Origin of the sequence: Streptomyces lavendulae subsp. lavendulae (genome assembly GCF_002803845.1) — a bacterium.
GTDB lineage: Bacteria > Actinomycetota > Actinomycetes > Streptomycetales > Streptomycetaceae > Streptomyces > Streptomyces lavendulae.
Window position 1 is genome coordinate 1599596 of record NZ_CP024985.1, and the last position, 15909, is coordinate 1615504.

At 72.0% G+C, this 15909-nt stretch carries 15 protein-coding genes; 6 read left to right on the top strand and 9 right to left on the bottom strand.

The genetic code is table 11. From position 1 onward, the window contains the following. Window positions 1–37: 37 nt before the first annotated feature. The 5 genes from SLAV_RS07245 to SLAV_RS07270 form a co-directional block, all read right to left on the bottom strand. The gene (locus SLAV_RS07245; protein ID WP_234333345.1) at window positions 38–604 is read right to left on the bottom strand and encodes a Pycsar system effector family protein; all 567 of its coding nucleotides are present in this window, start codon (window positions 602–604) and stop codon (window positions 38–40) included. Beyond that, on the bottom strand, window positions 601–1833 hold the full coding sequence (locus SLAV_RS07250) for a hypothetical protein (RefSeq protein WP_051840134.1): 1233 nt from the start codon (window positions 1831–1833) through the stop codon (window positions 601–603). The genes SLAV_RS07245 and SLAV_RS07250 overlap by 4 nt, the downstream gene beginning before the upstream one ends. Next, window positions 1830–4178, bottom strand: coding sequence for a hypothetical protein (locus SLAV_RS07255; RefSeq protein ID WP_051840137.1), 2349 nt, complete (start codon window positions 4176–4178; stop codon window positions 1830–1832). Before SLAV_RS07255 ends, SLAV_RS07250 begins: the two co-directional genes overlap by 4 nt. Further along, the gene (locus SLAV_RS07265; RefSeq protein ID WP_030224650.1) at window positions 4175–5080 is read right to left on the bottom strand and encodes a hypothetical protein; all 906 of its coding nucleotides are present in this window, start codon (window positions 5078–5080) and stop codon (window positions 4175–4177) included. The genes SLAV_RS07255 and SLAV_RS07265 overlap by 4 nt, the downstream gene beginning before the upstream one ends. Before the next feature lie 152 nt (window positions 5081–5232). Next, window positions 5233–5889, bottom strand: coding sequence for a Crp/Fnr family transcriptional regulator (locus tag SLAV_RS07270; RefSeq protein ID WP_335341778.1), 657 nt, complete (start codon window positions 5887–5889; stop codon window positions 5233–5235). 560 nt (window positions 5890–6449) lie between these two features. Between SLAV_RS07270 and SLAV_RS42290 the strand changes: the two genes are divergently transcribed. The 3 genes from SLAV_RS42290 to SLAV_RS07285 all read left to right on the top strand — a co-directional run bounded on the left by SLAV_RS42290 (window position 6450) and on the right by SLAV_RS07285 (window position 8578). Then, window positions 6450–6710, top strand: coding sequence for a hypothetical protein (locus SLAV_RS42290; protein ID WP_030224657.1), 261 nt, complete (start codon window positions 6450–6452; stop codon window positions 6708–6710). A gap of 187 nt (window positions 6711–6897) precedes the next feature. Beyond that, window positions 6898–7764: a TauD/TfdA family dioxygenase gene (locus SLAV_RS07280; protein WP_234333346.1), complete on the top strand. Its 867-nt coding sequence runs from the start codon at window positions 6898–6900 to the stop codon at window positions 7762–7764. A 280-nt stretch (window positions 7765–8044) separates the two neighbouring features. After that, the gene (locus SLAV_RS07285) at window positions 8045–8578 is read left to right on the top strand and encodes an EF-hand domain-containing protein (protein ID WP_030224666.1); all 534 of its coding nucleotides are present in this window, start codon (window positions 8045–8047) and stop codon (window positions 8576–8578) included. Window positions 8579–8678: 100 nt separating this feature from the next. Here SLAV_RS07285 and SLAV_RS07290 read toward each other — a convergent pair whose 3' ends face one another. The 4 genes from SLAV_RS07290 to SLAV_RS07305 form a co-directional block, all read right to left on the bottom strand. Continuing rightward, on the bottom strand, window positions 8679–9593 hold the full coding sequence (locus SLAV_RS07290) for a class I SAM-dependent methyltransferase (protein WP_030224669.1): 915 nt from the start codon (window positions 9591–9593) through the stop codon (window positions 8679–8681). An 80-nt stretch (window positions 9594–9673) separates the two neighbouring features. Further along, entirely contained in the window at window positions 9674–10780 is a 1107-nt protein-coding gene (locus tag SLAV_RS07295; protein WP_030224670.1) for an NAD(P)-dependent alcohol dehydrogenase, read from the bottom strand. Window positions 10781–10782: 2 nt separating this feature from the next. Then, window positions 10783–12186, bottom strand: a complete 1404-nt coding sequence (locus tag SLAV_RS07300) for an aldehyde dehydrogenase family protein (protein ID WP_030224675.1) — start codon at window positions 12184–12186, stop codon at window positions 10783–10785. 8 nt (window positions 12187–12194) lie between these two features. After that, window positions 12195–12950 (bottom strand): (5-formylfuran-3-yl)methyl phosphate synthase, encoded by a 756-nt coding sequence (locus SLAV_RS07305; RefSeq protein WP_030224677.1) that lies wholly within the window; start codon window positions 12948–12950, stop codon window positions 12195–12197. 509 nt (window positions 12951–13459) lie between these two features. Here SLAV_RS07305 and SLAV_RS07315 point away from each other — a divergent pair. The 3 genes from SLAV_RS07315 to SLAV_RS07325 all read left to right on the top strand — a co-directional run bounded on the left by SLAV_RS07315 (window position 13460) and on the right by SLAV_RS07325 (window position 15343). Further along, complete coding sequence (locus SLAV_RS07315) at window positions 13460–13996, top strand: cysteine hydrolase family protein (protein WP_030224679.1); 537 nt, start codon at window positions 13460–13462, stop codon at window positions 13994–13996. A 421-nt stretch (window positions 13997–14417) separates the two neighbouring features. Next, window positions 14418–14603, top strand: a complete 186-nt coding sequence (locus SLAV_RS07320) for a hydrophobic protein (protein ID WP_199922110.1) — start codon at window positions 14418–14420, stop codon at window positions 14601–14603. Between the two features lie 383 nt (window positions 14604–14986). Next, entirely contained in the window at window positions 14987–15343 is a 357-nt protein-coding gene (locus SLAV_RS07325; protein ID WP_388097901.1) for a PRC-barrel domain-containing protein, read from the top strand. Window positions 15344–15909 lie beyond the last annotated feature (566 nt).

A 15909-nucleotide genomic window follows, 5' to 3' on the forward strand; every position in this document is an offset into this window, starting at 1 on the left:
ACCGGCGGGCCCGGCGGGCACGGCGAACCCGGCGGCCTCAGCCGGCGAGCAGCGCACCGGGCAGCAGCACCAGCGCCACTGTGAATCCGGCGATGCCCGCCCTCAGCCAGCCGTACTTGATCGAGACGATCCGGCTGTTCTCCGTGAGCGAGGCGAGGACCGCGGCCCGGGGAGCGCGGTCGGTCTCGCACAGCGCCTCCTCCAGTACCGCCTGGCCCCGGCGGGCCGCGCCCCGGATGTCCGCGAAGTGCGTGAGGGGGACGCCCGGCCGCCAGTCGACCGTCCGGTAGCGGGGCACGACGGCCATCAGGAGGGAGGCGAGCGACACGAGGAAGCAGGCGGCTCCGGCCCACCACATCACCTGGCCGACGGCCGAGAGGTCGGAGGGGTGCCAGCCGCGCGCGGCGAGCACGCCGACGAGCGCGGCGGCGGCCATGCCCTGTGCGGCCACGAGGACCGAGCCCTTGGTGTCGGCGCGGGCGGCCTCCCGCCGCAGTTCGGCGAGGAGCCGCTCGGCCGTTCCCGGCAGGGGCGGCTGGTGTGCCTGCGGGTCCGTCCGCACCGGCGCCGGCCCGGGACCGGGCTCGGGAACGGCGGCGCTCACCGCGGCGGCCGCGGGGGCGAGGAGTAACCGAAGAGCGGTCCGTCCTGCGGCGGGGGCGACGGCGCGGCTCCCCCGTCGGGCACCGGGGGGTCGGACGCGGCAGCGGGTCCGGGCACCCGGCCCTGCGCCGGATCCGCGGACGCCTCCGCTCCGGCCACGGCCCCTTCGACGGCGGGCGGCGGCGGTGTCGGTCCCTGGGCCGGCTTGGGGCCGCCCAGTACTTCCTTGATGATGTTGGCGGCGAGCCGGCGCGGCTCGTCCAGCTGGTGCTCCTCCAGGCCGCCGGGTCCCCCGCCGAGCGCCTGGATGGCGACCGTGAGCTGGTTCTTCATGGCCAGCAGCTGGTCCTGACGCAGGTTCTCCATGACGAGGCGGGCGTCTTCGGGGTGCCGGGCGAGCTGGAAGGCCATGGCCGCCGGGCCGCCGCGTTCCAGGTAGTAGGCGTAGTACTCGATCTTCTTGGCCTCGATCTCCTGCAGTTCCAGCTCCTGGCGGCCGCGGTCCAGGGCGCGCTCGTGGTCGAGCGCCTGCTGCTGGAGTTCGACGTGGTGCCGCTGCTGCCCCTGGGCGAGGGCGCGCTCCGCAGCCAGCTCGTCCTCCCGCATCAGCAGTGCGTGCTCGGGTTCGAGCTTCTGGCGCGCGAACGCGATCTCGCGCAGCCGGCGCGCCTGTTCGAGGGCCGCCTCGTCGCGCCGGAGCTGGAGGCCGCAGCGGACGTCGAGCCCGGCGCGGACGCCCAGCGGCCCGGCCGCTTCGATCGCCTTGCGGGCGTGGAGTTCGGCCTCCGCGCTGTCCTCCATGGCGTAGCCGCGCAGGACGGGCCGGATGGCGTCCTCGACCAGGCGCTGGAGCATGGCGGGTACGTTGCGCTCCCCGCTCGCCACGAAGGCGGCCGGCTCGACGACCTGCCAGGTGCAGTTCAGGGACACCTCGAACTGGAAGGCGTCGTTCTGACTGGTGAGGGCGAGGACGGCGACGGCCTCGTGCCGCCCCGTGTCCACCTCGTAGACGCTGGTCCAGCGCCGGGTGGCCAGTTCGGTACGGCTCGGCCGGCTCGGCGGGAGGTAGGTGTCGAGGCCTCCCTGGACCGTGGTGAACACCAGGGCGTGATCGATGCGCGTGGTGCGCAACGGCTTGAACCGGGACAGTTCCTGGATCGTGACCACGGGGTCGGCCAGGACGGTGTGCCGGTTGGCGTCCTGCTGCCACTGGGGCGGCTGGCTCATCATCGTGGAGTTGCTCCTCGGGACGGTTCGAACGGCGTGTCGGCGGGCGGCGCGGACACGAGGGTGCGTAGCCGGACGGCCACGGCGGGAGGGGTGGGATCCCCCTCGCCGCGCAGGTTCTCCAGGAGGTAGGCGAGCCGCCGGTGGTCCTCGGTGGAGACCGCGAGGAGGGGCAGCAACTCGGCGAGCGCGGTCTCGGCGCCCCGGTCGCCCTCGGCGGCCCGGACCCATTGGCGCAGGGCGTTGAGTCCGGAAGCGGAGCACGAGGGGTCGTTGAGGACGCTCCGCCACAGGGCCGCGAGGGTGTGCCGCAGCGCGGCGCCGTCGGTTCCGGGTGTCGGGTCGCCACGCCCGAACAGGTCGAGCAGCAGGGGGCGTCCTGTGCCGCCGGGCCCGTCCGTGGGCCCGCAGGCATGGACCATGGCGCGCAGCACGAAGTCCCTGGTGACGCCGCGGGCGAGGGCAGGCAGGGCCCCCCACAGGGCGGCGGCCTCGTCCCAGTCGTGGCGTGCGGCCGCCTCCTGGCCGCCGGCGAGCAGCAGTGCCGCGGCGGACTGGGCGAGTTCGTCGCGCTCGTCCGCCCAGCCGCGAGCGGGTCCGCCCCGGGCTTCCATGCCGCGTACGGCTTCGGTGAGCGCGGCGAGCGCCTCCCGGGGGAAGGCGTCCCCGACCAGGGCGTAGCCGCGGACGGCGGTCCAGCGCATCCGGTGGTCCGGGTCCGTGCACCACTGCGCGAGGATGCGGGAGACGTGCGGGGCGCCCAGGTGGTGGGCGAGGGCCAGCGCGTTGGCGGCGGCGAGCCGGGCGCGCAGCCGTCGGTCCGCGGCCCAGGAGCGGATGAGGAGGGCCATGGCGGACGGCAGGTCGGCTTCGGCCATGACGGCGGCCGTCGCGGCGGCGCGGGTACGGACGACGGGCCGGGGGTCGTCGGCGAGGCGGCGCAGCCACGCCACGAGCGCGGGCCGGGCGGACGGGTGGCCCGTCCAGACCTCGCGCAGCAGGGTGACGGCCGTCAGCCGGTCCCTGAACTGCACCTTCGTCTGGAGCACCGGGCCCCATTCGGTCTCCTCCGGCTCCTGGTAGCGGTCGGCGAGCGCCTGCCCGACCCGTTGGGCGCTGGAGGTGCCGAAGACGGGGATCCGGGCCGGCTCGCCCGGGTTCTCGATGCGCTGGAGAAGGCCGAAGAGGACGTCGCTCAGTTCTGCCGTGAGGGGGTAGGGGGCCTCGTCGAAGGTGGCGAGGGCGATGAGGAAGGCCTTGTCGTGCAGGGTGTGGTCCGCGCTGTCGAACCATTCCCGGACCTGGCGTTCGGCCGCGTAGTGGCCGAACGCTCCGAGGTCGGCGAGGGAGACCGTACCCCGGGCGTGGCCGGCGACGCGTTCGGCGAAACGGGCGGTGTCGGCGACCGGCCGGTGGTGCGCGAGTACGGCCCGTACCTCGGCGAGGGCGAGAAGCTCGTCCACGGTCCGCCCGGCCAGGTCCTTGCTGGCGAGGTGTCCGGCGAGCAGCGCGGCGGGCTCGGGCGGCTGCCACGGAACGGGGCTCACGCCGCCGTGGACGACGGGGTGGGCCCCGACCACGACGACGAGGTGGCTGCCGGTGGCGTGGAGGCGCTCGCTGAGGGCGCGGACATGGTGTTCACGCAGCGGGCGTTCGGCGGTGGTGGCGAAGTCGGCGACGACGTGCCCGCAGCCTTCGCGGAGCTCCGCGGCGAGCCGGCCCGCCGGGAGCGCGGGGTCGAGGGCGCGGTAGGAGCGGGAGCCGGCCGCGCGGAGCAGCATCAGGGCGGCTGCCCGGCGGCCGGTGGTGGCGGGGCCGGCGAGGACGGCCACACGGTGTTTCCTGAGCCCGGCGAGGGCCAGGGCGAACGGGCTGCCCGCCTCCCACGGTCCGTCCGGCTCCGGGGCCTCGGCCGGGGCCCCTTCCTCGGGTCCGGTGTCGTCCCGCCGCGCGAGGGGGTACACGAAGTTCTCGGCGAGCGACTCGACTTCGGCGGCCGGGATCTCTCCGGACCGTTCCTCGCTGTCGCCACCGAGGTGGTACTCCACCTTGCTGCCGCCGAGGATGACGTCACCGGTGACCTGGCCACCGCTGACGCCGTGCTGGTCACCGCCGACCAGTGAACCGCCGATCCGGCCGGAGTGGCCGAGCATGAAGCCGGGACTGTGGCGGTACAGGTCACGGCGGGAGTCCCAGGCGTGCGGGGTCCCCTCCTCGGCGTCCTCCGGCCCCTCGGCGCCGTGGGCCGGGTCGCCGGCCCCGTCCGGCGCCGGCGGGTCGTCGGCGGCCCGCTCCTGAGGCGGGATCCGTCCGTCCGCGACGGCCCGGTGGTCCTGGACGGCGTTCACGACCGGCTCCCGTCCGTGGGGTTGTGGTCGGTCCGCGTACCGCCGAGCACGACGTCACCTCCGACCTCGCCGCCGCTCACGCCGGTCTGGTCACCGCCGACGAGGGAGCCGTGGATCACGGGGGCGCCGTGGAAGTGGAACACGGCTCCGGCGGACCGCTCGGACGGACCGCCGACAGGAGCCGGAGCGCCGGTCGCGGCGGGATCCGGCGCTGGATCACCGGCGGGCCGGGGGGCCGGTGCGGCGGTCGCGGGTACCGGTGCGGGGACGGTCACGGGGGCCGCAGCGGCGGTGGCGGGGGCCGGGATCCGGTCCGGCGCGGCGCCCTGGTGGATCCAGGCGGACAGCACGCCGTCCTTCACGGTGGCGTCCGTCGGCCGGAAGAACTCCGGCCGTACGCCCCGGTGCCCGTGCCGAACCACTCCTTCGTAGACCGGAGCGCTCACCGCGAGGACGCAGTGCTCGTCACCACGCGCCGCGAGGGCGGAGCGCAGCACGTCCGCGTCGAGCAGCCGGCACGCCTGATTGAGGTCGTGTCCGACGAGTCCCCCGGTTGTCCCGGCGTGCGGGTCGTGGGCCACTTCGCCGACGGCGAGTACGATCCTCAGCCGCATCTGGGCGCTGTCCGAAGCGATCAGATTGTGTTCGTGGAGGAGCTCGGGGGTCGTGGTGAGCAGTGACCGCAGGAGCACGGTCTTCGCCACGTCCCCGCTGAGCAGCACGATCAGACCGTCTCCACGGTCTTCGCGGTACTGCTGGGTGGCCTCGACCCCGGCGGCTTCCAGGGTCCGGTCCACGATGCTGTTCAGGGTGCGCCGCAGGACGGCCTGCACCACGTCGTCACGGCGGCTGAACCTCTCGATGTCGAGGAGCAGGATGGTCCGGTTGACAGGCTCGCGCATGGCCGCCTTCCGCAGGTGACACGGCCCCCTCGGGGCCTTCTGGACATCCAGAAGATGCCAGGGTCGGGGAGTTCGAGGCGAGGGAAACTAGCACACCCTGAGTGTGACCGTGTGCACAGAGCGTGTCCGGCGGCGGGGGTCCGCCGCCCCGGTCAGCCGTTCCCCGAACGCGCCATCTGCCGTAGCACGTCAGGCCGTACGACGACGATCCCGCGCCGCCCCGTCCGTACGACGCCCCGCTCCCGCAACTGCTTGAGCAGCCGCGCGACCGCCTCGCGCGAGGCTCCCACCGACCCCGCGAGCTCGCTCTGCGTGAGTCCGGCCGTGACCAGGACGCCGTCCTGGGACTCCTCGCCGTGGGTGCGGATCAGTTCCAGCAGGAGCAGCGCGAGCCGCTCCTGTACGCCGAGGGAGGCGAACTGCACGCGCCGCCGGTCGCTGTCACGGGTGCGGTCGGCGGTCAGGGCCAGCAACCTCCTCGCCACGGTGGGCCGTTCGTCGAGAAGGGCGCCGAAACGCTCGGCGTCGAGGGCGAGCGTTTCGACCCGTTCGAGTGCGGTGACCGTCGCCCCGCGCGGCCGTCCGCTGAGCAGGGCCTGCTCGCCGACGATGTCTCCGGGGCCCCGGAGGGCGAGGAGCGCCTCGTACCCGTTGGGCGCCGCCGAGGTCACCTTGGCCCAGCCGGAGAGGATGATCAGGACATGCGTCGAGGGTTCGTGCTCCCGGAGCAGGACCTGTCTCGCGGGGAAGGCCAGGGGACTGCCGCTGCGAAGGAGCGCCTGCCGGTCATCGGCGTCCAAACGTGCCACGAACGGGACTTGGTCCTCGAACTGCGCCAACTGTCACTCCCCGACTACCCCTTCGGGCCGCGCACGATCACGCGATCAGCCGGGAGGCTAGCGCACCCCGCCCCCGTCCCTGTCCGCGCCGCCATGGGCCCACGACGGCCGGAAACGCCGAGGGGCCGTTTCACATCCCTCTGAAACGGCTCCTCGATGTACGAACCAACCGGTCCCCGAGGGGCGCCATCCGACCCACCTGACCGCCGCACCGGAATCATCCTGCGGATCAGGGTTTCGGACGGAGTGTCTTGGCAAGGTACTTCCACCATGGGCTTATCGCCGGTTACCGGTCATCCTGCTGTCGCTGTCTTCCGTGAGCCCCGAGGCGGTCGGCCCGCACCGGTGCTGGGTCCACGGGTGGATGCCGAGGCGAAGCGGACCGCGTGGGTGCTGGCCGGGTTGGCAACCCATGCGAGACCTGTCGAGCGGACCCGCGCGCTGCGGCAGGCCACCGCGACTGCCGGTGAGCGGGTGGCCGCGCTGTCTGCGCTGGCTCCGGCCGCGGCCGGTGAATCTCACCGGCAGAGTTGGCGGCCCGCGCCCCGGAGCTGGCCGAGGCACGGGGCGCTCTCCTGGAAGCCGACATCGTGGACGGTGAACGGCACGTCACCCTCGCGTACTCGATGGTGCGTCTGCGTCGTTCCATCGCTCAGAAACCCGAAGGCCCCGACAACGCCGTCGCCGAACTGCGGCTCATGCGCCATCGCCGCGCAGCCCGGTACGCCTCGCTGATCCGATTCGGGGACCACTACATCGCCGACGCCGTGGCCGGCCTGCGCCACTCGTGAGTCCGCGCGTCCGCCGCCCACACCTCCGGCAGGAGACCCCGATGCCCGAGAGACGACGCCCGGCACCACCCGAAGCTCTGCCGTCGCCGCCGACTGGGCACTTGACCCGGCCGGTGCCGGCGCGTGCGAACGGCCGGCCCGCACCCTGTGCACCGGCGGCCCCGACCAGGTCGACACCCCCGAGTGGGTGGCACGGGCCCGGGACGCCTGGGAGGACCTTCCGTTCCCGCTGCGCCGTGAGGTGCGCCGGTTTCGAAGGCACTCCGGCCCGAACGGCACCTTGGTGATCGGCGGCCTTCCCGTCGATCAGCGGGCCCTGCCCGCGACACCGGCCGTACCCGGCTCGGTCCAGCCCCGGGCCACCGTCTCGGCGGCGGTGCTCACCATGGTGGCCTGCGGGCTCGGCGAGCCCCTCGCCTACCGGGCAGAGAAATCCGGCTCCCTTGTGCAGGACGTCGTGCCCGTCCCCGGGCAGGAGAGCTTCCACGGCAACGCCGGATCGGTGCCGCTGTCCTTCCACACCGAGAACGGCTTCCATCCCCACCCACCGGACTATGTGATCTCCCTGTGCCTCCGCGCCGACCACGACCGGATCGCCGGCATGCGCGTCGCCGGCATCCGCCAAGCGCTGCCGCTCCTCACCCCAGCCAGTCGCCAGGCCCTGTTCGCACCGGAGTTCGTCACCACACCACCGCCTTCCTTCAGCCCCGACGCTGCCGCGAACAAGTCCGGCGTCGAGCCCCGACCGGTGCTGTCGGGAGCGGTCGAGGATCCCGACATCCGGATGGCCCAACTCGTCACCACCCCGCTCACCCCTCGGGCCGCCGCGGCGCTGACCGCATTCGGCCGCGCCTGCGAGGTGACCGCCCGCACCCTGTGCCTGAATCCGGGCGACCTGGTCATCATCGACAACCGCGTCACCGTCCACGGCCGCACCGCCTTCCACCCCCGTTGCGACGGAGCAGACCGCTGGCTGCAACGCACCTACGTCACCACCGACCTGCCCCGCTCCCGGGACCACCGCCCCCACGACGGCCACGTACTCGCCCGCTGACCACCTCCAGTCCGTCGGGTAGGTGTTCACGTACGCGGGGCGAGGTACGACCCGGCGGTCTGCCCGTCGAGCCGGACACGCGGGGGGGAGGAGAGAGCTGGGCGGCCTCGCCCGGATCGCAGGCGTCCGGTCCGACCCACCCGGACTGATTGTCGGGGAACTCACTCCTTCCGGTAGCGGAGACCGCCTCACCGTCACGCCTCTCTCCCGGCACGGTTACCTAGAAGCACTCATTGAGCCAGGCCCGGGGTCGACGGGCCGCTGAAGACAGGTGACGGAATTGCGAACTGAGGCCGCCAAGCGGGTCGAGCTCGTCTTCTCCCTCTTCGACGCCAATGGCAACGGAGTCATCGGCTCCGACGACTTCGACCTCATGACGGGCCGCGTTCTGGAGGCGGCCGTCGCATCGGACGACGGCGCCAAGGCCGCGATCCGGGCCGCGTTCCGCCGCTACTGGACGACGCTGGCCACTGAACTGGACGCCAACGGCGACGGTGTGATCACGGTCGACGAGTTTCGTCCGTTCGTGCTCGACCCCAAGCGCTTCGGTCCCACGATCACCGAATTCGCCGAGGCGCTCGCCGCACTTGGCGACCCCGACAAGGACGGCCTGATCGAGCGCCCGCTCTTCGAATCGCTGATGACGGCGATCGGCTTCGAGAAGGCGAACATCCACGCGCTCTTCGACGCCTTCGGCCCGGACGCCGAAGACCGCATCACCGTGGCCACGTGGGCCGCCGGCATCGAGGACTACTACGCGCCGGACCTGGCCGGGATCCCGGGCGACCAGCTGGTGGCTGCCCAGGCCGTCTGACGAGGCCCGTCAGCGGCTGTCCGGGGGGGGGCGGGCGCTCGTTCATCATGGAGCGCCCGCCCGCGGCCCTGTGCGGACGTCGTCGTGAGCGCTGCGGACGTCATGACCGGGGCTTGTGCGCCTTGTGCGCGAACACCCACCGGTTTCCCTCCAGCGCGTCGTTCGGCGCGGGGAGGGGGCCACGTCGGTGCCGGCGGCTGAAGTCGAAGGGCGTGTGCATCGAGGTGGACCAGCCCTTGGCCGCCAGGTCGCCCGCGGAGTCGGGTCGTGGGCCGGTGTCGAAGAGGTGGAGCAGATCGATGCCGATCTGTTCGCGCGTCGCCGTGTAGATCGGGCTGTCGCGGTACGCCAGCAGGTCCTTCTCCAACTTGGCCTCGAAGGCCAGAGCACTGCCTCCGGTGGTCAGCCTGTCCACCGTGTCGATGAGGTTCGTCTCGGCTGTGCTCGGCAGGTAGAAGAGGAGACCCTCGGCCAGCCAGACGCTCGGCACGGCCGGATCGAAGCCGACGGTGGTCAGCGCGGTGACCCAGTCCGCGCGCAGGTCGACCGGCACGGGTACGCGCTTCACCTTCGGGGCGGCCGACAGGTCCGTGAGCACCTGCTGCTTGAAGGCCAGCACGCCCGCTCTGTCGATCTCGAAGACCACCACGTCGGATGGCCAGTCCAGCCGGAAGGCGCGCGTGTCCAACCCCGCTCCCAGCAGCACGACTTGGCGGACGTTCGTACGGACCGACCGGAGGAGGAAGTCGTCGAGGACCCTGGTCCGCAGGCCGAAGTAGCGGGCGAACCGGCCCCACAGTGGGTTGTCGTCCCCGTCCGGAACCTGCTCGATACGGACCGGCCAGTCCGTGCATGCCGGGGCGGCGCGCACGAAGTGTTCCGCGTAGACGTCCTGGGCCAGGCTGTCGTGGCGGTAGGTCTCGATCGCCCGTGCCGCGGCGACCAGGAGGGCGGTCAGGCCCACACCTCCGTCCACGCCTTCCACGTCTGTCTGCTGCGGCGCCGCGCCGGTCATGTTTCCTCCGTTGGCGGGAAGGGGGAGTACGAGGTGTCCACTTGCCGGACGGGACGGGTCCGCGGTGCCGCGTGCCTCGCTCACCGGCTTGTTCTTTCCGGGAGCAGGACGGGTTTGACCACGCGGCCGGCGTCGCAGTCGCGTTCGGCCTCGTTGATGTCGGCCAGCGGGTAGGTGCGGATCAGCTGGTCGAAGGGGAAGCGGCCGGCCTGCCAGAGCCCGGTCAGCCTGGGTATCAGCAGTCCGGGTACGGCGTCCCCTTCGCAGATGTGGCGAATGCTGCGGCCTCGGTCGAGCGTGCCGGGTTCGAGCGGCAGCGCGGTGTGGAGGCGTGCCACCAGGCCGAGGCTGCCGGTGGGGCGCAGTGCTTGGAGCGCGTTGTTGATGAGCGGGGCCGAGGCCGTGGTGTCCAAGGCGTACTGTGCGCCGCCGTCGGTCAGCCGTCGGATCCGTTCGGGCAGTCCGGCCGTTCCGGCGGGCAGTGCGATCGCGCCGAAGCGTTCGGCCAGGGCGAGCCGTTGGGGATGCCGGTCGACGGCCACGGTCAGTGCGCCGGCGGCGGTGGCCGCCATCACCGCGGCCAGGCCCACGGCTCCGGCGCCGAGGACCGTCAGGGTGTCGCCGGGGCCTGCGCCGAAGGTGTTCAGCACGGCTCCGGCGCCGGTGAGGAAGCCGCATCCGAGGGGCCCGAGCAGTTCGATCGGGAGTGCGGGGTCGACCCGGACGGCGTTGCGGGCCGGGACGAGCGCGTACTCGGCGAACGAGGACTGTCCGAACCAACGGGGGGCCAGCGCTTTCCCGGTCGCGTCCGTGAGCCGCGGCGGTACCTCCTCGCGTCCTCCGAAGAGGTTCAGGGAGGCGAAGGAGTCGCAGTAGGCGGGGGCCGCGCCGCGGCAGTTGCGGCAGTGTCCGCAGGAGTCGAAGCTCAGCACGACGTGGTCACCCACGTCGATCGTGGTGTCAGGGCCGCTGCCCGTCCGCACCACGACCCCGGCGCCCTCGTGGCCCAGGACGGCCGGCAGGGGGCTGCGGCCGGCGGATCGCCGGACCGCGAGATCGGTCCGGCACATCCCGGTGCCTGCGATCTCGACCAGGATCTCGTCGGCGGCGGGTTCCGTCCGCAGGGCCACCTCCTCGACCGTGAACGGGTCCTCGTACGAGTGCAGCACGGCCGCCTGGAACCTCATCGTCACACCTCCTGCGGGCGGTGGACGACGAACGGCCGGAGGTTGCCGTAGAGCCCCCACGGTCCGCCCGCGACGCCGACTCCGCTGTCCTTGACCCCTGCGAAGGGCTGGGCGAGGGACAGTTCGGCATGGTGGTTGATCCAGGCCGTGCCGCATTCGAGCCGGTCGGCCACCGTCTCGGCCTGGTCGAGATCGGTGCCCCATACGGAGCCGCCAAGGCCGAAGCCGGTGCTGTTGGCCGCGTCGACGGCTTCGTCGAGGCTCCGGTACGGCAGCACGGGCAGAACCGGTCCGAACTGTTCCTCGGTCACCACCGGACTGCCGGGCAGGACGTCGGTGAGGATCGTGGGAGCGAAGAAGTATCCCGGCCCGTCCAGCCGGTGGCCGCCCCACGCCGCCCGGGCGCCGTCCGCCAGAGCCTGCTCCGTGACCTGTTCCACCCGGGCCAGCTGCCGGGCGTTGTTGACCGGTCCCAGCCGGGTTCCGGGATCGAGGCCGGGCCCGACGGCGACGGTCTTCGCGCGCTGGGCCAGGGCTTCGACGACCTCGGCGTGGAGCCGGGCCGGGACGTAGACCCGTTTGACCGCCATACAGACCTGCCCGCAGTTGCGGAACGCCGCCCAGAACAGCCGGTCCGCGATCCGGTCCACGTCGACGTCATCCAGCAGGAGGGCGGCGTCGTTGCCGCCCAGCTCCAGGGTGACCCGGGCGAGCGAGGCCGCCGCCGCTCCGGCGACGGCCCGCCCGGTCGGCACCGAACCCGTGAAGGTGACGTGACGGATGCCCGGGTGGGACGCGAGGCGGGCACCGAGGGGTTCACGGCCTGTGACGACGGTCAGCACGTCCTCGGGCAGGGCTGTGGCGAGGACGGAGCCGAGCATCCGGGTGGCGAGCGGAGTGAACGGCGACGGTTTGAGGACCACGGTGTTGCCCGCCGCGAGCGCGGGCGCGAACTTCGCCGCCGCGAGCTGGAGGGGAAAGTTCCACGGCACGATCGCGGCGACGGGGCCGAGTGGGCGCCAGCGGACCTCGCTGTGTACGGGCCTGCCGTCGTCGATCCGGCGGGTCCGGGGGGCCAGGTCGGCGAAGTAGCGCAGCCGTGCCGCGGTACGGGCGATCTCCGCGTACGACTCGGCCAGGGGCTTGCCCTGTTCCCGGGTGAGCAACCGGGCGAGGTCGTCGCCGGCCGTCTCCACGGCGTCGGCCGCGCCGCGCAACGCGGCGGTGCGGGCGGCGGGGTCGGCGCGCCAGCCGTGCCAGGCCCGCTGGGCGCGGGCGACCACGTCGTCCAGCTCGCCCGGCTGCTGGTCGGGGGCCTCGTCGAAGGTCTCCCCGGTGGCCGGGTCGACGACCGGGAAACGTACGGCCTCGCGTCCGGAGGCGCTGCCTGCCTCAGGCGTCGGCATGCCGGCCGTCAGTTCACGGCGGGCACGCCGACGGCGTGCTCCCGGGCATGCCGGTCCATCTCCGCCCGGAAGGCGGCCACCAGATGCGGCTGAATCCGCCCGGCGTTGCGGTCGCCGCCCTCGCAGACCGCTCCCCGCACGCCCACGATGTCCGTACCCATGTGGGTCAGCGGACCGAGGTCGGCCTGCGTGACACTGCCCGCGAGGGCCGCGAGCAGACCGGAGGTGTGGGCCAGCCGTACGAACTCGGCACAGACCTCTGGAGGAACGTGGTCGAACAGCCGCGTTCCGTCCTTGATAGCGGTGTCGAGCATGGCCGCGTCGGCACCGGAGCGGGCGGCGATGTCGGGCACGGCGAGCGGGTTGACGCAGCCGATGCGGTGGGCGTCGGCGTAGCCGGAGGCGACGACGAGGGCGTCGGGGCGGTGATCCTTCACCGCTCGGACGACCGCGCGCATGACCTCGATGCCCTGATCGGGCGTGGTGCATCCGTAGAGGCCGACCTTGATGTACGTGGCGCCGGAGACGACAGCGCCGAGTGCGGCCTGCGCCACTGTGCCGGGCTTGTAAGGGACATCTCCCACGGTGGCGGACACGGGCTTGTCCGCCGGCACCGCGTCGCGGATCTCCCGGATGACCCAGGGGAAGTTGGCGCCGAGCGAGCCCTCGTCGGGCTTCTTGACGTCGACGATGTCGAGGTGCTCCGCCGCCTTCGCGCAGTCGAGGGCTTCCTCGACGCTGTCCGGGGAGATGAGAAGCAACACCGTGAGCTCCTTCTGTCGCATGTCCACCTGGCCGAGGACAGGGGGTGCGGATCACCTGGTTCATGTGCGGTGCGCTCATCATTTCCACCACCTGTGGTCACCGGTAGGGCGTGCAGAGTATTCGCGGGGCGCTCACGCTCACGTGCAGTGCGCCGCATATACCGGAGAGAAACGGGACGCTGCGGGCGCGGGAAGCCGGGGCTCCAGTCCCTGGCGCCCCAGGAGGGACAGGGCTTCGACTCGACAGGCCAACCCCCAGTCCCACCGCGGCCACCGTCGCCGGAACGGAGGATCTGGACGGCCGAGGAAGCTGCCCGCTTCCTCGCGTACTGCCACCGGGCCGACCCCGAGACGGCCGACCGGTTCGTCGCCCCGACCGGGGGCACCCTTTCTGCACGGCGGTGTCTGCCTGGGTCTCCCCGGTTCCCCACCCGGATCCGGGCAGAGGACCGACGAGTTGGCTCGTGTCATCGAAGCGCACCCAGGCACGTTCTGGGAGCTTGGAGGGCATGGCGAAGACCGCGGTTGTCATCATCGACATGCTGAACACGTACGACCATCAGGACGCAGATGCACTGGTCCCCTCCGTCGAGCAGGCCCTGCCCGCCATGATCCGCCTGCTGGAAGAAGCTCGCCGACGCGGACTGCCGGTGATCTACGTCAACGACAACTTCGGGAAATGGCGTTCCCACCACGGCGAGATCCTGGAAGCCGCCCTCACCGGCCCCCACGCCCACCTGGTCGAACCCCTGCGGCCGGACGAGGACTCCTACTTCATCGTCAAGGCGCGCCATTCCGCCTTTTACGAGACCCCCCTCGCATACCTGCTGGGAACATTGGGAGTCGGCCACCTCGTGCTGTGCGGGCAGGTGACCGAACAGTGCGTGCTGTACTCCGCGCTCGATGCCCACATCAGGCACCTGTCCGTCACCGTCGCCCGCGACGCCGTCGCTCACATCCACCCCGACCTGGCCGACGCCGCCGTGAACATGATGGAGATCAACATGGCGGCCCGCATCGTGCCCGCGGCAGAGGCCTTCACCTGACGAGGCAGAGCCGGCGCTACTCCGCGATCGTTGGGCCAAGCCGCCCGCGCATCGTCCAGCCCGCCCACACGAAGGAACCGGCCGAGCGGAACCTGTCGCACGGCGCCGCGAGGGCTCCTGGCAGATCCCCGGGGCGCACGCGCGCTGTGCGTACTCGTCGGTCTCGGTACTCGGCTTCGTGTCGGCGCACGGAACGCTGCGACCTGGTGTGCCGGGTCGATCTCGGGATTGCCGTCCATGGAAAATGTCCCGCCCGGAGAACGCTTCGCCCAGTGGCCCATTGAGCCGAGCAGCGCAAGACAGCCTCCCAGGACGTAATCCGTCGAAGCGCCGTCGCGAAAATTCGGCGAGATCTCCTGCCCAGACATCAGGATAAGAAACGAATAAGAATCACATGCATGCCTCGGGTGCACTCGGGCAGATGACGCTTCGGAGGTTGATAACCATGGTTCCCCTGCTTCTCGTTCTTCTGCTGATCCTGATCCTCTTCGGCGCGGGCTTCGCGCTGAAGATCCTCTGGTGGGTCGCCATCGCGGTCCTGGTCCTGTGGCTGATCGGTTTCGTCGCCCGGCCCAAGGGCGGTAGCGGCCGCTGGTATCGCTGGTAGCCGTACGACAACAGCGCAGTTCTCACAGTGCATGGCGGTGGCCGGCCATCCCTTCCGGGGGATGGCCGGCCACCGCCATGTCGTTGCCGGCAGGCTCCTCGCGAACCCGGAACCCATAAGGACGGTCATCGGGGGTATCCGAAGGGCGGCCGGGACGGTCGCCGTGACGCAGCAGGGGACCTGCTCACCTCCAATGATCGACGGCCGCCCCGGCTCCGAATTTCCATCCGGGTGCGTCAAGTCGCAGAGACGGGGCAGACGAAGTCCAGGCGGAACGCAGCACGACCGCCGAGCACCGTACGGAGCAAGGAGGATCGGCGGAGAATTCGTATCGCCGCCGTCCACCGTTGACCGGAGGAGTTGTTTTTCGCGTGACTGATTACATGTGGAGTTACCAGCCGACCTCGGGCCACCTGGCCGGCACCGATCTGACCGGCTACAAGGTCGAGGCGACCGACGGCGGCATCGGCAAGGTCGACAAGCACTCCGACGAGGTCGGTGACGCCTACCTGGTCGTCGACACCGGCGTCTGGATCTTCGGCAAGGAGGTCCTGCTCCCGGCGAGCACCGTCGTCCGGATCGACCCGGAGGACAAGAAGCTCTTCGTCGACCGCACCAAGGAACAGATCAAGAACGCGCCCGAGTTCCACCGCGACAAGCACCTCGGCGACGCCGGCTACCGGGAGGAGCTGGGCACGTACTACGGCACCGGCGCCCCCTTCGGCGGCCGCCCCGCCTGATCCCGTTCCCGCACCAGAAGCCGGTCCCGGCGCCCAGGAGGCGCCGGGACCGGCTTTCTGCGTCAGCCGAATGCGAAGGCCTCGGCCAACACGGCTTCCCGCTCTCTCCCCCCGTCTCCGGCGCTCATGCCGATCACCGCATACCGCCAGGACCGGCCGTCGGGGGGCGGGTCCGCGTAGAGGACCACTCTCTCGCCGCGATCCGGGTCGAACGCGAGGCGCGATGCGCGCAGCCGGGCAGCCCCTTACGCCCCGCCGGCGGAGGGCGCGTGCCGCCACTCGCGGCCGCCGCCCCGGACGTGTGGGTACAGATCGCGGACGCCGACGCACCCGCCTCGGACTGGCGTAAGGCGACCTGGTCGAGATCGCCACACGGTGCGGCGCACTGCGCGGACGGTTGCGCATCGGCTCGGTCCGCCCGGGTGTCCTGTTCGTGCCCTTCCCCTACGGGTACGGGACACTCCCGCCGGCAGTGTCGAACGGGCCGACGGCCAGTCGGCGCCGTACGCGCCGGCGTCAGCCTGAAGAGGCGTCCTCGAAGGTGATCTCGCCGCTCGACCCCGGGT

What these genes read in the sequence shown, in the direction of transcription:
- SLAV_RS07250 (WP_051840134.1), bottom strand. Translation starts at nt 1,833, where the DNA reads ATGATGAGCCAGCCGCCCCAGTGGCAGCAGGACGCCAACCGGCACACC.
- SLAV_RS07265 (WP_030224650.1), bottom strand. Translation starts at nt 5,080, where the DNA reads ATGCGCGAGCCTGTCAACCGGACCATCCTGCTCCTCGACATCGAGAGG.
- SLAV_RS07290 (WP_030224669.1), bottom strand. Translation starts at nt 9,593, where the DNA reads ATGACCGGCGCGGCGCCGCAGCAGACAGACGTGGAAGGCGTGGACGGA.
- SLAV_RS07295 (WP_030224670.1), bottom strand. Translation starts at nt 10,780, where the DNA reads ATGAGGTTCCAGGCGGCCGTGCTGCACTCGTACGAGGACCCGTTCACG.
- SLAV_RS07300 (WP_030224675.1), bottom strand. Translation starts at nt 12,186, where the DNA reads ATGCCGACGCCTGAGGCAGGCAGCGCCTCCGGACGCGAGGCCGTACGT.
- SLAV_RS07315 (WP_030224679.1), top strand. Translation starts at nt 13,460, where the DNA reads ATGGCGAAGACCGCGGTTGTCATCATCGACATGCTGAACACGTACGAC.
- SLAV_RS07320 (WP_199922110.1), top strand. Translation starts at nt 14,418, where the DNA reads ATGACGCTTCGGAGGTTGATAACCATGGTTCCCCTGCTTCTCGTTCTT.
- SLAV_RS07325 (WP_388097901.1), top strand. Translation starts at nt 14,987, where the DNA reads ATGTGGAGTTACCAGCCGACCTCGGGCCACCTGGCCGGCACCGATCTG.